At 69.2% G+C, this 14,065-nt stretch carries 12 protein-coding genes; 11 read left to right on the forward strand and 1 reads right to left on the reverse strand.

Going from position 1 to position 14,065, the window contains the following annotated elements; genetic code table 11:
• Positions 1-18: 18 nt before the first annotated feature.
• The 7 genes from OHA11_RS36700 (at position 19) to OHA11_RS36730 (ending at position 8,792) form a co-directional block, all read left to right on the forward strand.
• Entirely contained in the window at positions 19-1,206 is a 1,188-nt protein-coding gene (locus OHA11_RS36700) for a Gfo/Idh/MocA family protein (RefSeq protein ID WP_266503656.1), read from the forward strand.
• Entirely contained in the window at positions 1,203-2,048 is an 846-nt protein-coding gene (locus OHA11_RS36705) for a PmoA family protein (protein WP_266507695.1), read from the forward strand. Before OHA11_RS36700 ends, OHA11_RS36705 begins: the two co-directional genes overlap by 4 nt.
• A complete protein-coding gene (locus OHA11_RS36710; protein WP_266503658.1) occupies positions 2,045-3,631 on the forward strand; it encodes a glycoside hydrolase 43 family protein in 1,587 nt (528 codons plus the stop codon). Before OHA11_RS36705 ends, OHA11_RS36710 begins: the two co-directional genes overlap by 4 nt.
• 151 nt (positions 3,632-3,782) lie before the next feature.
• Complete coding sequence (locus OHA11_RS36715) at positions 3,783-4,814, forward strand: right-handed parallel beta-helix repeat-containing protein (RefSeq protein WP_323186724.1); 1,032 nt, start codon at positions 3,783-3,785, stop codon at positions 4,812-4,814.
• Complete coding sequence (locus OHA11_RS36720; RefSeq protein WP_266503660.1) at positions 4,811-6,172, forward strand: sugar ABC transporter substrate-binding protein; 1,362 nt, start codon at positions 4,811-4,813, stop codon at positions 6,170-6,172. Before OHA11_RS36715 ends, OHA11_RS36720 begins: the two co-directional genes overlap by 4 nt.
• Positions 6,173-6,427: 255 nt before the next feature.
• Positions 6,428-7,231 (forward strand): rhamnogalacturonan acetylesterase, encoded by an 804-nt coding sequence (locus OHA11_RS36725; protein ID WP_266507697.1) that lies wholly within the window; start codon positions 6,428-6,430, stop codon positions 7,229-7,231.
• A 349-nt stretch (positions 7,232-7,580) separates the two neighbouring features.
• Positions 7,581-8,792 (forward strand): IS110 family transposase, encoded by a 1,212-nt coding sequence (locus OHA11_RS36730; protein WP_266492891.1) that lies wholly within the window; start codon positions 7,581-7,583, stop codon positions 8,790-8,792.
• 27 nt (positions 8,793-8,819) lie between these two features.
• Here OHA11_RS36730 and OHA11_RS36735 read toward each other — a convergent pair whose 3' ends face one another.
• Complete coding sequence (locus OHA11_RS36735; protein WP_266507475.1) at positions 8,820-9,227, reverse strand: hypothetical protein; 408 nt, start codon at positions 9,225-9,227, stop codon at positions 8,820-8,822.
• Positions 9,228-9,346: 119 nt separating this feature from the next.
• On the opposite strand from OHA11_RS36735, the gene OHA11_RS36740 reads away from it, so the two are divergent.
• From OHA11_RS36740 to OHA11_RS36755, 4 genes are all read left to right on the forward strand, one after another.
• On the forward strand, positions 9,347-10,675 hold the full coding sequence (locus OHA11_RS36740; protein WP_266503661.1) for a polysaccharide lyase family 1 protein: 1,329 nt from the start codon (positions 9,347-9,349) through the stop codon (positions 10,673-10,675).
• A 2-nt stretch (positions 10,676-10,677) separates the two neighbouring features.
• Positions 10,678-11,790: a pectinesterase family protein gene (locus OHA11_RS36745; RefSeq protein ID WP_266503663.1), complete on the forward strand. Its 1,113-nt coding sequence runs from the start codon at positions 10,678-10,680 to the stop codon at positions 11,788-11,790.
• Between the two features lies 1 nt (position 11,791).
• Positions 11,792-12,829, forward strand: a complete 1,038-nt coding sequence (locus OHA11_RS36750; RefSeq protein WP_266503665.1) for a pectinesterase family protein — start codon at positions 11,792-11,794, stop codon at positions 12,827-12,829.
• Between the two features lie 118 nt (positions 12,830-12,947).
• The gene (locus tag OHA11_RS36755; RefSeq protein ID WP_266503666.1) at positions 12,948-14,060 is read left to right on the forward strand and encodes a right-handed parallel beta-helix repeat-containing protein; all 1,113 of its coding nucleotides are present in this window, start codon (positions 12,948-12,950) and stop codon (positions 14,058-14,060) included.
• Positions 14,061-14,065: the final 5 nt, after the last annotated feature.

Below are 14,065 nucleotides of genomic sequence, written 5' to 3' on the forward strand. Positions count from 1 at the left end.
ACCGCTTCGATAGGGCCCATGAACTCTTCCTCCGAGGCCCTGCCCTCGCACGAGTCCCCCCTCCCCGTCGTCCTCGCGGGCGCCCGCGGGCACGGCCACTGGCACCTCGCGAACATCCGCCGCCTCCAGGACAAGGGCCTGGTACGCCTGGTCGGTGTCTGCGAGCTGACCCCGCTCACCGAGGAGGAGCTGGACGGCTTCACCGCGCCGGGCGAACTCCCCGAGCAGTCCGCCGACTTCGGGGCCCTGCTGGACTCCACCGGCGCCGCGATCGCCGTGATCTGCACGCCGATTCCGACCCACACCGACCTCGCGCTGACGGCCGCCGCCAGGGGCGTACACGTGCTCCTGGAGAAGCCGCCCGCGCCCTCGTACGCCGAGTTCCGCCGGATGGCCGACGGGGTCGCCGCGGCCGGGGTGGTCTGCCAGATCGGCTTCCAGTCGCTGGGCTCGCAGGCCGTCCCCGTGATCCGGGAACTGGTCGTGCAGGGCGCGATCGGCCGGGTGGACGGCATCGGCGGGGCCGGGGCCTGGGCACGCGCCGAGGAGTACTACCGCCGCGCTCCCTGGGCCGGACGGCGCCGGATGAACGGGGCCGACGTCGTCGACGGCGTGCTGACCAACCCCCTCGCGCACGCCGTCGCCACCGCGCTCGCCCTCGACGGCGCCACCCGCGCGGAGGACGTCACCGGCATCGAGACCGAGCTGCTGCGGGCCAACGACATCGAGTCCGACGACACCTCCTGCGTCCGCGTCACCACCGCGGCCGGGCACCGGATCACCGTCGCCGCGACCCTGTGCGCCGAGCACCCCGACGAGCCGTACGTCCTCGTGCACGGCGACGAAGGACGGATCACCTTCTGGTACAAGCAGGACCGCGTCCTCGTCCAGCGGTCGGGACACGGCCCGCGGGAGCTCACGTACGACAGGACCGATCTGCTGGAGAACCTCGTCGAGCACCTCGAAGGCCGGGCCGACCTGCTGGTCCCGCCGGACTCGACGGGCGCCTTCATGAAGGTCGTTGAAGCGATTCGACAGGCGCCGGACCCCGTCGCACTGCCCGCCGACGCCTGGTACCTCCAAGCCGACGAGAACCGCCGGGTCGTGTACGGAGTCGACGGACTCGTCGCCGCCGCGGCCGACACCCTCGCCCTCTACTCCGAGCTGGGCGCCTCGTGGGCGCCCCCGAAAGAGGTGAGTACCTGATGAACAACGAGTCGCTGGTCCTGCGGGTCGCGGGCCGCCCGGTCGGCCGTTACCTCGCTCGTCCCGAGTTGCCGCCGAAGCTGTCGCCGCGCCCGTACTTCCACCCCGTCACCACCCTGGCCGGGACGGTCGTCACCGAGATCGGCCCCGCCGACCACATCCACCACCTCGGCGTCGGTGTCGCCGTTCCCGACGTCGAGGGGTACAACTTCTGGGGCGGTCGCACGTACGTACGCGACCGGGGGCCGACCGAGCTGGACAACCATGGCGCCCAGCGGCACACCACGTTCCAACTCAGCGACCCCGACGGCTTCGTCGAGGAACTGCGCTGGATCGCCGCGGGAGCCGAGCTGCTGCGCGAGCGGCGCACGGTCGCGGCGACCGAACTCACGGGCGCCGCCTGGGCGTTGGACTTCACGTTCTCGCTCACCAACACGACCGCCGAGCCCCTGTCGATCGGCAGTCCGGCGACCAACGGCAGACCCGGCGCGGCGTACGGCGGCTTCTTCTGGCGGGCCCGCAAGGAGGCCGAGGCACCCGCCGTGTTCACGGCCGGAACCGAGGGCGAGGAGACCGTGCACGGCACACGCGCCGACTGGCTGGCACTCGCGGGCGCCACCTGGACGCTGGTGTTCGCCGGGGCCACCGAACAGACCCGCCGCGACCCGTGGTTCGTGCGCACCGCCGAGTACCCGGGCGTCGGCTCCTCCCTCGCCCACCAGGAACGGCTGCCGCTCCCGGCCGGGGAGACCGTCGTACGCCGGGTCGTCACCGTCGTCGCCGACGGCCGCCTCGACCGGGGCGAGGCCGCGGCCCTCGTCCGCAAGGCGGTGAGCCCGTGAGCGGCCAGAGCGCGCCCGCCTTCACCGCCGACCTCGGCGACGGCACGTACCGCAACCCGGTCCTGAACGCCGACTGGTCCGACCCCGACCTCATCCGCGTCGGCGACGACTACTACCTGACCGCCTCCAGCTTCAGCCGCGTACCGGGCCTGCCCTTATTGCACTCCCGCGACCTGGTCAACTGGACGCTCGTCGGCCACGCCCTCCAACTTCTCGAACCGGCACGGGAGTTCAGGAAGCCACGGCACGACTGCGGTGTCTGGGCACCGTCGTTGCGCCACCACGACGACCGTTTCTGGATCTTCTGGGGCGACCCCGACCACGGCATCTACCAGGTCAACGCCCCTGAGATACGCGGCCCTTGGACCCGTCCCCACCTCGTCAAGGCGGGCAAGGGGCTCATCGACGCCTGCCCGCTGTGGGACGAGGAGACCGGTGAGGCGTACCTCGTGCACGCCTGGGCCAAGTCCCGCTCCGGCGTCAAGAACCGGCTCACCGGCCACCGGATGCGGCCCGACGCCGCCGGGCTGCTCGACGACGGCGAGCCGATCGTGGACGGCGACCGCATCCCCGGCTGGTTCACGCTCGAAGGGCCGAAGTTATACCGGCGCGACGGCTGGTTCTGGATCTTCGCCCCGGCCGGCGGCGTCGAGACGGGCTGGCAGGGCGCGCTACGCTCGCGCGACTTCTTCGGACCGTACGAGGAGCGGGTCGTCCTGGAGCAGGGCGACACCGACGTCAACGGCCCCCACCAGGGCGGCTGGGTGAGCACCCCGTCCGGCGAGCACTGGTTCGCGCACTTCCAGAAGAAGGGCCCGTACGGGAGGGTCGTGCACCTCCAGCCGATGCGCTGGGGCACGGACGGCTGGCCGGTCCTCGGGAACGAGGGCGTCCCCGTCGCCGTACACCGGAAGCCCGACCTGCCGCCGCAGCCGGTGTCGGCGCCCGCCACCGACGACGACTTCCCCGGCGGGCGGTTCGGACGGCAGTGGCAGTGGACCGCCAACCCGCAGGACGGCTGGGCGACCCAGCACTCCGGCGACGGACTGCGGCTGACCTGCGTACGGACGGCCGACGCGGACGATCTGCGCAAGTTACCGAACGTGCTCACGCAGCGGCTGCCCGGGGCCCCGTGCACCGTGGAGGTCGAGCTGCGGCTCTGCGCCGAGGAGCCGGGCGCGCGGGCCGGACTCGCCGTACTGGGCGACGCGTTCAGCTGGATCGGGCTCGAACGGGAGGTGGACGGGACGGTCCGCCTCGTGCACCGGTTCGCCGAGGCGGTCGCCAAGGGGGCGCCTCCCACGCCTTTGAGCCAGTGGGCGAGGGAACGGGACGCCGCCCATCCGCGACTCGCCCCCGAGGACCGGGCGCGGCTGCGGATCGAGAGCGGCGCCGGGGCGCGCTGCCGCTTCTCGTACGACCTCGGGGACGGTTGGGAGTCCTCGGGCCAGGTCTTCGCCGCCACCCCGTGGCGCTGGGTCGGCGCCCTGCTCGGCCTCGTCGCCCTCGCGCCGACCGGCGGGGGACACGCCGGGGCGGCCACGTTCACGCGGTTCCGCATTACCGCGCCACCTGCCGCCTGATCGCTTCATGTCATCACCACCGCAACCTGCCGCTTGATCGCTTCACGTCAGCACCGTTGTAAGCCTGTTGGGAGCCGCAATGACGCACTTCCGTAGCAGCAAGCGCTTGCCCAGACCGGGTCCTGGGCTTGGACCCGGTCTCTGCCGGACCTTGATCACGGTCGCCGCCCTGGTGGCCTCAATGGGGCTCGGGGCCGTCGCCCCGGCCGAGGCGGCATCCGAGAGCGTCGGCCGGACCGACAAGGCCCACGGTTTCGCGTCCCTGGAGGGCGGTACGACGGGAGGCGCCGGTGGCAAGGTCGTCACCGTCACCACCCAGGCGGACCTGGAGCGGTACGCCGCCGCCGAGGAGCCGTACGTCATCCGGGTGGCCGGGACGATCAAGGCCGAGCCGTTCGGCGCGAACGTCGTCGTGGCCTCGGACAAGACCATCATCGGCGTGGGCACCACCGGAGAACTCGTCCAGGGCGAGCTGCACCTCACCCCCGGCACCCACAACGTGATCATCCGCAACCTGACGATCCGCGACTCGTATGTCGAGGGCGACTGGGACTGCAAGGACACCGACTTCGACGGCGTCCAGATGGACACCGTCCACCACGTCTGGATCGACCACAACCGCTTCTCGCGGATCTGCGACGGACAGCTCGACATCCGCAAGGACAGCGAGTACGTGACCGTCTCCTACAACCGCTTCGAGAACAACAACAAGACCTTCGGCATCGGCTGGACGCCGAACGTGAAGACGCAGATCACCATCGACCACAACTGGTTCCGCGGGACGAAACAGCGCAACCCGTCCGCCGACAACTGCGCCTACGCACACCTCTACAACAACTACATGACCGCTCAGGTCGACCCCGGCGACCCGGTGTGGACGTACGGCAACTGGTCGCGCGGCCGGACGAAGATGGTCATCGAGAACAGCTATTACGAGGACGTCCAGCACCCCTACCAGGCCGACGCCACCGCCGAGTTGGTGCAGCGCGGGTCGATCCTCAAGAACACCACCGGGCGGCATGAGACATGGGGCGCGGCCTTCGACCCGCGGGACTTCTACGCCTACCGACTCGACCCGGCCGCCGCTGTGCCGGCGCTCGTGTCCAGGTTCTCCGGCCCGCAGCCCCACCACTCCACAGCGACACCACCCTCGTTGGATCCAGAAGAAGAGAGCCGATCATGAAGAGCAGTATGTGCAGGAGCAGCAGAGGCGGGCGTCGCTCGGCAGCCGCCGTCGCCCTGAGCGCCGTGCTCGCGCTGACCGCCACCGCCTGCGGTGACGACGGCAGCGGGGCAGCGGGCGACAAGGGCGCCGAGGGCAGCGGCAAGGGCGAGATCGTCTTCTGGGACAACAACGGCGGTGTCCGCACCGACATCTGGAAGGAGATCATCGCCGACTTCGAGAAGGCGAACCCGGACATCGACGTCGAGTACGTCGGGATCGCCGCCACCGAGTACCAGTCAAAGGTCGACACCGCCCTCCAGGGCGGCGGGCTGCCGGACGTCGGCGGTGTCGGCGCCGCGATGCTCGCCGGGTTCGCCGCCCAGAACGCGCTGGAGCCGCTGGACGACCGCCTCGGCAAGTCCTCCATCAACGGCAAGCTCAACGAGGACATGGTCAAGTCACTGAAGGCCGCCGGTGGTCGTGACGACACGCTGTACTCGATACCGACCTCCGCCAACAACGGCGTCCTCTACTACCGCACCGACCTGTTCGAGCAGGCGGGCCTCGACGACCCGACCACCTGGGACAAGTTCTACGAGGCCGCCGACAAACTCACCGACAAGGGCAAGAACAAGTTCGGCTACACCATCCGCGGCGGCGCGGGCTCCATCGCCCAGGCGCTGGACGCGATGTACGGGCAGTCCGGCATCACGTCCTTCTGGGACTCCGGCAACGAGAAGACCACGGTCAACGACCCGAAGAACGTGGCGGCCCTGGAGAAATACGTGGGCCTCTTCAAGAAGGTGACCCCGCCCGCCGACCTCAACAACGACTTCACCAAGATGGTCGCCCAGTGGGACTCCGGCACCATCGGGATGCTGAACCACAACCTGGGCTCCTACCAGGACCATGTGAAGGCGTTCGGCACCGACAGGTTCCGCGGTATTCCGCAGCCGGTCGGACCCGGTGGCAAGCGGGTCCAGGTGTCCAACCCCGTGGACGGCCTCGGGGTGTTCAAGAGCTCCAAGAACAAGGACGCCGCCTGGAAGTTCATCGAGTTCGCGACCTCGAAGACGGAGAACTCCAAGTTCAACGAGTCGGCGGGGCAGGTGCCGTCGAACAACGACGCCGCGAAAGACGCGTGGATTTCCAAGGCCGAGCCGACGAAGCTTGCCGCCGAGGCGCTGACCGATGGTTCTACGACCATCGTGCAGCTGCCGTACTACCTGCCCGACTGGAACACCATTTCCAAGACGGACAACGAGCCGGCGTTCCAGAAGGTCATGAACGGGTCGATGAGTGCCGAGGATTTCCTGAACGCGCTGGCCGATCAGCTCAATGAGGCCCAGACCGAGTGGAACGAACAGAAGGGCTAGCCGGGCCGGCACTTTGCAGGGGGGACCGACCGTGGGGGACCGCGGGGCTGTTGTGGCTGGTCGCGCCCACGATGGGGGTCCCCCCGCTCATGGGGGAGAAGCCGAGAGTGGGGGAGGAGCCGTAAATCGATACAGCCCCGCGCCCCTGAAGGGACGCGTTTCCCCCTGGCCTGCCAGAAACAGCTGAACCTCCTGTGTGAAGGCGCCACCTCCTGCACCGACCGCAGCTTTCCCATGTCCGAAAGGCACATCGTCGTGTCACTCACCCGCAGACAGATCACCACCGCGGCGCTTGCCGCCGTTCCCCTCGCCGTCGCGGCGACGGGGCCCGCTGTCGCCGCCTCCCCGCAGGGGCGGCCCCGAGAGCGCACGCTCTATATCGCCGGTGATTCCACCGCCGCCCAGAAATACGCCGATGCCGCGCCCGAGACCGGCTGGGGCATGGCGCTTCCGTTCTTTCTCCGGGAGCGGCTGGCAGTCGCCAACCATGCGGTGAACGGGCGTAGTTCGAAGAGTTTCATCGACGAAGGGCGTCTCGACGTCATTCTCGCCGCGATCCGGCCCGGTGATCTCCTTCTCGTCCAGTTCGGGCACAACGACTCCAAGGTCGCCGATCCCTCGCGGTACACCGAGCCGTGGACGACGTATCAGGACTATCTCCGTCAGTACGTCGACGGGGCGCGGGCGCGGGGGGCGCGGCCCGTGCTGGCCACGTCCGTGGAGCGGCGGAAGTTCGACGCCGGTGGGGGTGCCGTGGGCACCCATGGCGATTACCCGCCTGCCATGCGGGCGCTGGCCGCGGGCGAAGGTGTGGCACTTCTCGACATTCAGGCTCTGTCGATTGCGTTGTGGCAGGAACTCGGGGTCGAGGAGACGAAGAAGTACTTCAACTGGACCGATGTCGAGCAGGACAACACGCATTTCAATCCGCCGGGGGCCATTGCCGTGGCTCGGATGGTGGCGGGTGAGTTGCTGCGTCGGCGGATTGTGGTGCGTCGGGATGTTCGGCGGCTCGATGAGGTGATTCCTGAGTCTTGGATCAGTTGGCCGGAGTCTTAGTACTGCACGCTGAAGGTTTGTTTGCGGCTGCTGGTCCGTTGTGGCTTGTCGCGCAGTTCCCCGCGCCCCTAAAGAACCTTGGCCCTCCCCGTTATGTTTTCCGCGGTCCTGCAAGAGGGCCGCTGGCCTCCGGGCCCGGCATGACTGTGTCCCCCTGTCGAACGGATGACCTGGGGGGTGGTGTCACCGGGCCCGGGAGGTGCCGTCGGAGACGCTGATGAGAGGTCCGGCCACCGCCCGGTCCGGCGCAATGCCGGGCAGTTCGCGGGCGGCAGGTCTGCATAACGTGGATGCGCGCGTACGACACCACTGCCGAGGCCGGCACGTTCAACTTCCCTGGAAGGGCGCGATGTTCGACACCCAAGACGTGGGCGTATTCCTCGGCCTGGACGTCGGCAAGAGCGCCCATCACGGCCATGGGCTCACGCCAGCCGGGAAGAAGGTCCTCGACAAGCAGCTGCCCAACAGCGAGCCGAAACTACGGGCCGTCTTCGACAAGCTGACCGCGAAGTTCGGCACCGTGCTGGTGATCGTGGACCAGCCCGCCTCGATCGGGGCTCTCCCCCTGACCGTGGCCCGGGACGCCGGCTGCGAGGTCGCCTACCTGCCCGGCCTGGCCATGCGGCGGATCGCCGACCTGTACCCGGGTGAGGCCAAGACCGACGCGAAGGACGCCGCGGTGATCGCGGATGCGGCCCGCACCATGCCGCACACCCTGCGCTCGCTGGAGCTCACCGACGAGATCACCGCCGAACTCACGGTCCTCGTGGGCTTCGACCAGGACCTCGCCGCTGAGGCCACCCGCACGTCCAACCGGATACGCGGCCTGCTCACCCAGTTCCACCCGTCGCTGGAACGCGTTCTGGGCCCCCGCCTCGACCACCAGGCCGTCACCTGGCTGCTGGAGCGCTACGGCTCCCCGGCCGCACTGCGCAAAGCCGGCCGCCGCAGGCTCGTCGAGCTCATCCGGCCCAAGGCCCCGCGCATGGCCCAGCGGCTGATCGACGATGTCTTCGAGGCGTTGGACGAGCAGACCGTCGTGGTCCCGGGCACCGGCACCCTCGACATCGTCGTGCCCTCCCTGGCCCGCTCTCTCGCCGCTGTCCACGAACAGCGCCGGGCCCTGGAAGCCCAGATCAACGCCCTGCTGGAGGCCCACCCTCTTTCCCCGGTCCTGACGTCGATGCCCGGCGTCGGCGTCAGGACCGCCGCCGTCCTGCTGGTCACCGTCGGCGACGGCACCAGCTTCCCGAGCGCCGCCCACCTGGCCTCCTACGCCGGACTCGCCCCGACCACGAAGTCGTCGGGCACCTCGATCCATGGCGAACACGCACCCCGAGGCGGCAACCGCCAGCTCAAACGCGCCATGTTCCTGTCCGCCTTTGCCTGCATGAACGCCGATCCCGCCTCCCGCACCTACTACGACAAGTGCCGGGCCCGCGGAAAGACCCACACCCAGGCCATCCTCCGCCTCGCCCGCCAACGCATCAGCGTTCTGTTCGCCATGCTCCGCGACGGCACCTTCTACGAACCCCGCCTTCCCCAAGCGACAGCTGCATGAACCAGCCCACAGGCAGGTCGATTCAGGTCAACGCCTTGTGTCGTCTGTCCACGCCGAGATATCTGCGGCAGCCCGTCGGACAGCGTCCTCCTGGTCCCGGGCGAGGTTCGCGCAGGCCGCTGCGACGTCCGGCACACCGTCCGGTCCCACGAGCGCGTCATGCACCCCGGTCTGCAGCCAGTCAGCCTGGTTGTCGTCAGCCTCGGCAACCGCGAGAGCGATGAGCCTTACGGCGGCCACCGTCCCCACCCGGGCCAGGGCCTCTGCCGTCTGTCGGATCACCGCCGTGTCCTCGACGTCCAGCAGCAGCCCCACCAGCGCTTCCGCAGCCTCAGAAACATCAGCGAAGGAAGCAAGGTCGCGCCCGGCACGAACACGTTGCGTCCACGAAGGAGACGACGCCTCAGCCAAGGCCGCCTCCAACCCACTCATCATCTCTGGCACGACCAGACAGTCTCATGCCCCACGAAGAAGAACGGACCCCAAGCCGAAGCTGCCCACACGCTTGACGAAGAACATAGAGGCACCCCCCCGTTTGGAAGGAACCCGCACTCATGCGTAGCCCTGTGTGGCATGCCCATGTCATTGCATGCCTTGCTGGATGTACCGCTCTCGTCCTCGGTGTCACCGGGACCGTCGCCCATGCCCAGGTTGCTCAAGCCGCCCAGGGACGTGACCTCGGGCGGGAGACCCTCCCCGTCAGTGACGGCTGGGGGTCCGAGGGCACCGGTACCACGGGCGGTGCCGCCGCCACCGCCGAGCACGTCTACACCGTCACCAACTGGGCCGAGTTCAAAGCCGCGTTGAAGGCCGGTGGTGACGCGCCGAAGATCGTCAAGGTCGAGGGGGTCATCGATCCGGTGGCCGAGGGCTGTGCGTCCTTCGCCGCCGCGGGGTACGACTTCGACGCGTATCTGGAGAAGTACTCGCCGGAGAACTGGGGGCTGGACAAGGACCTGTCCGGAGAGCCCGCCGACAGCCCGGAGGGACTACGGGCCGCCTCCGCCGTCAACCAGGACAAGGCGATCAAGGCGAACGTCCCCGCCAACACCACCATCGTCGGGGTCGGCAGGAACGCCGGGATCAGAGGCGGCAGCCTGCAGATCAAGGGCGTCGACAACGTCATCCTGCGCAACCTCACCATCGAGGCCCCGCTGGACTGCTTCCCGCAGTGGGACCCGACCGACACCGACACCGGCGCCTGGAACTCGGAGTACGACGCGGTCGTCGTCTACGGCTCCACCCACGTCTGGGTCGACCACAACACCCTGACCGACGGCCGCTACCCGGACAGCACACTGCCGACGTACTTCGGCCAGACCTACCAGCAGCACGACGGGCTCCTCGACGTCGTGCGCGGCGCCAACTACGTGACGGTGTCCTGGAATTCGGTCGAGGACCACGACAAGACCATGCTCATCGGCAACAGCGACAGCGCCGGACCGACCGACACCGGCAAGCTCAAGGTCACGCTCCACCACAACCGGTTCGAGGGCGTCGTCGAGCGCGCGCCGCGCGTCCGCTTCGGGCAGGTCGACGCGTACAACAACCACTTCGTGGTGACCAAGGGGCAGTCGTACGGATACACCTTCGGCATCGGTGCCTCCTCGCAGCTGTACGCCTCGGACAACGCGTTCTCGCTGCCGGCCGACGTCAGCGCGGCCAAGACCCTGAAGAAGTGGAACGAGGCGCCGCTCACCGCCGAGAACAACTACGTCAACGGGAAGCTGACGGATCTCATCGCCGTCCACAACGCGGAGATCCCGGGGGAGACCCTCCCGTCGGGGGCCGGGTGGACCCCGACCCTGCGGACGAAGGTCGACTCGCCGCGGGCCGTGCCGGGCATCGTCGGCGGCCACGCCGGTGCCGGAAAGGTCTGCTGACCATGACCCTTCCGGCACCGGTCAGCAGACGGTCGTTCGTCGTGGCGAGCGTGGGGGCCGCGCTCGCGTTGGGGGGTGCCTCCCATGCGAGCGCGGGCGGGCGGTCTCCCTTCGGGCGGTACGGCTCGCCGTCCGCCCGGTTGAACGAGCGCACCCTGTACGTCCACCCCGGAGGCCTCGGCGACCACACCACCGTCCAGGCCGCCGTGAACGCCGCGAGCAGCAGCGGATACACGCTGGTCATCGCCCCGGGCACCTACCGTGAGACGGTCGCCGTGAGCGTCGCCCGTACCGACATGACCTGGATCGGGGCCTCGGGTGAGGCGCGTGACGTCGTGGTCGTCTACGACAACGCGGCCGGTACTCCGAAGCCCGGCGGCGGCACGTACGGTACGACCGGCTCGGCGACCACCCTCGTGCAGGCGGACGGGTTCGCCGCGCGGGACCTCACCTTCGCCAACGACTGGCTGCGCGCCGACCACCCCGGGGTCAGCGGCACCCAGGCCGTCGCCATCAAGGTGCAGGGCGACCGGTCGGCGTTCGTGCGGTGCCGGTTCCTCGGGCACCAGGACACCCTGTACGCCGACTCGATGGCGCTCGGCACTTTCGCCCGGCAGTACTTCCGGGACTGTTACGTCGAGGGTGACGTGGACTTCGTGTTCGGGCGGGCCACCGCCGTCTACGAGAACTGTCACTTCCGGACGCTGATCAGGGACGACCTGACCGGGGCACCGTACGGGTTCGTCTTCGCTCCCTCCACCGCGGGCGCCAACCCGCGCGGCTACCTGGTGACCGGTGGCCGGATCTCCAGCGAGGCGCCGGACGCCTACTACAAGCTGGCCCGCCCATGGGTGCCCAGCTCCGACACCACCGCCCGGCCCATGCTCACCGTGCGCGGGACCCGCCTCGGTGCCGGGATCGACGCGGTCGCGCCCTACACCAACATGTCGTCGGGCTTCCCGTGGCAGGACCAGCGGTTCGCCGAGTACCGGAACACCGGACCGGGCGCCGTCATCTCCGTACCGGAGCACCGGCCCCAGCTCACCGACGAGGAGGCCGCGTCCGCCACCCGGGCCGTGTACCTCGGCGACTGGACCCCCTGGAAGGGGTGCTGACATGCGCCGGCGCACACTGCTCACCGGGATCGCCGGTGGCCTGGTGGCCGTCGGCACGACCCCCGCCTTCGCGGAGGCCCGCCGCCACGTCCTGCACGTCCGCCCCGGCGGCTCCGTCCAGGACGCGGTGGACGCAGTGGAGGGGGAGGGCTGGACGATCGTCGTGCATCCGGGCACGTATCGCGAAGTCGTCAACATCCCTGCGGAGAAGGGCGAGTTGACGCTTCGCGGCGCGTCCCGCGATCCGCGGGACGCCGTGGTCGTCTTCGACAACGCCAACGGCACCCCCAGGCCAGGCGGAGGCACCTACGGCACCGCGGGCTCCGCCACCCTCACCTCGGCGGCGCCCGGCCTGACCGTCCGCGACCTCACCCTGGCCAACGACTGGCTGCGCGCCGACCACCCCGACATCACGGGCACACAGGCCGTGGCGGCGTACGTCACCGGGGACCGGTCGCGCTTCGAGCGGGTCCGGCTGCTGGCCCACCAGGACACGCTGTTCGCGGACACCACCGCGCTGGACGCCTTCGACCGGCAGTACTACCGGGACTGTTACGTCGAGGGTGACGTGGACTTCGTGTTCGGGCGGGCGCGGGCCGTCTTCGAGCGGTGCCACTTTCACACCCTCGACCGGGACGTCACCTTCAGGCCGGAGGGCATGGTGTTCGCCCCGGCCACGGCGCGCGCGAATCCGTACGGCTTCCTGGCCGTGGGGTGCCGGGTCACCTCGGGTGCCGAGGACGCCGCGTACAAGATCGCCCGGCCGTGGGTGCCCTCGTACGAGACGACCGCCTGGCCTTCGCTCGTCGTGCGGGACAGCCGGCTGGGGCCCGGTATCGACGCGGTGGAGCCCTACATCAACATGCGCGAGGCGTACCCGTGGCAGACCATGCGCTTCCGCGAGTACGCCAACTCCGGTCCTGGAGCGGTGATTTCGGTACCGGAGAACCGACCGCAGCTCACCGACGCACAGGCCGAGTCGCACACCCGGGAGGCGTATCTCGGGGACTGGAGGCCATGTGAGCGTCGCCGCGCCTGAACGACTCCCCCGAACCGACCGCTCCCGACCAACTGCCCCTGAATCAACTGCCTTTGAACCGACTGTCCTTGACCAACCGCCCTTGACCAACCGCCCCTGACGAAAGGTACCCGCACTCATGTCCCGTCCTACCGCTCTGTCCTTGGGCGCGGCTCTCGCCCTCGGCCTCGGGCTCGCCGTGATCCCCACCCAGGCCCAGGCCGCCACCGTGGTCGTCAGCAACTCCACCGACCTGTCCAACGCCATCAGGAACGCCACGGCGGGCACCACCATCCAGGTGCGCGCCGGTACGTACTACCCGACGGCCACCCTCCAGTCGACCGCCAACGGCACGTCCTCCAGCCGGATTTATCTCCAGCCCTACGGCTCCGAGATCGTGAAGATCGACGGCTCGAACCTCCCCGACGGGGACTGGATCTTCAAGCTCACCGCCGACTACTGGACCGTCTCGGGGATCACCTTCCAGAACTCCCCGGACAGCGCGGTCGTCTGCCAGTCCTGCGCCTCGACCGTCTGGGACAACATCAAGACCATCAACGGCGGCGACTCCGGCTTCACGCTCACCGGGGACAGCACCACCAACAACACCGTCCGGAACATCGACAGTTATGGCCACTATGACGCCGCCACCCACGGTGAGAACGCGGACGGCATCGCCATCAAGTTCGGTTCGGGCAGCGGCAACCTCGTCACCGGGGCGCGCCTCTACAACAACTCGGACGACGGCCTGGACTTCTGGTCGTTCTCGTCCCCGGTCACCGTCGAGCACACCTGGGCCATGGGCAACGGCAGGAACCGCTGGTCGGACTCGGCGTTCGCGGGCGACGGCAACGGCTACAAACTGGGCGGCGACGGCGAGGTCGTGGCCCACGTCCTCAACAACTCGGCAGCCTGGGACAACGCAGGCAACGGCCTTACCGAGAACGGCAACAAGGGCGCCATCGTCATCAACCGCACGACCGCCTACGCCAACGCCAAGTGGGGCTACTACTTCGCCACCGGCGCCGCCAGGCTCGGCAAGAACCTGGCGGTCGGCAACGGCGGCGGCTCGGTGAACAAGGGCACTTCGGTGGTCTCGGCCGGCAACAACTGGGACTCGGGCGTATCGACGCCCGCCTTCCGGTCCACCAACGCGTCGACCACGTACAACGCCCGCCAGTCCAACGGCGCGCTGCCCGTGACCACGTTCCTCACCACGGGCAGCACCACCATCGGCGCGACGATGGACTGAGCCCC

Source organism: Streptomyces sp. NBC_00878, assembly GCF_026341515.1.
Lineage (GTDB): Bacteria > Actinomycetota > Actinomycetes > Streptomycetales > Streptomycetaceae > Streptomyces.

What these genes read in the sequence shown, in the direction of transcription:
- OHA11_RS36730 (WP_266492891.1), top strand. Translation starts at nt 7,581, where the DNA reads ATGTTCGACACCCAAGACGTGGGCGTATTCCTCGGCCTGGACGTCGGC.
- OHA11_RS36720 (WP_266503660.1), top strand. Translation starts at nt 4,811, where the DNA reads ATGAAGAGCAGTATGTGCAGGAGCAGCAGAGGCGGGCGTCGCTCGGCA.
- OHA11_RS36735 (WP_266507475.1), bottom strand. Translation starts at nt 9,227, where the DNA reads ATGATGAGTGGGTTGGAGGCGGCCTTGGCTGAGGCGTCGTCTCCTTCG.
- OHA11_RS36750 (WP_266503665.1), top strand. Translation starts at nt 11,792, where the DNA reads ATGCGCCGGCGCACACTGCTCACCGGGATCGCCGGTGGCCTGGTGGCC.
- OHA11_RS36745 (WP_266503663.1), top strand. Translation starts at nt 10,678, where the DNA reads ATGACCCTTCCGGCACCGGTCAGCAGACGGTCGTTCGTCGTGGCGAGC.
- OHA11_RS36740 (WP_266503661.1), top strand. Translation starts at nt 9,347, where the DNA reads ATGCGTAGCCCTGTGTGGCATGCCCATGTCATTGCATGCCTTGCTGGA.
- OHA11_RS36700 (WP_266503656.1), top strand. Translation starts at nt 19, where the DNA reads ATGAACTCTTCCTCCGAGGCCCTGCCCTCGCACGAGTCCCCCCTCCCC.
- OHA11_RS36755 (WP_266503666.1), top strand. Translation starts at nt 12,948, where the DNA reads ATGTCCCGTCCTACCGCTCTGTCCTTGGGCGCGGCTCTCGCCCTCGGC.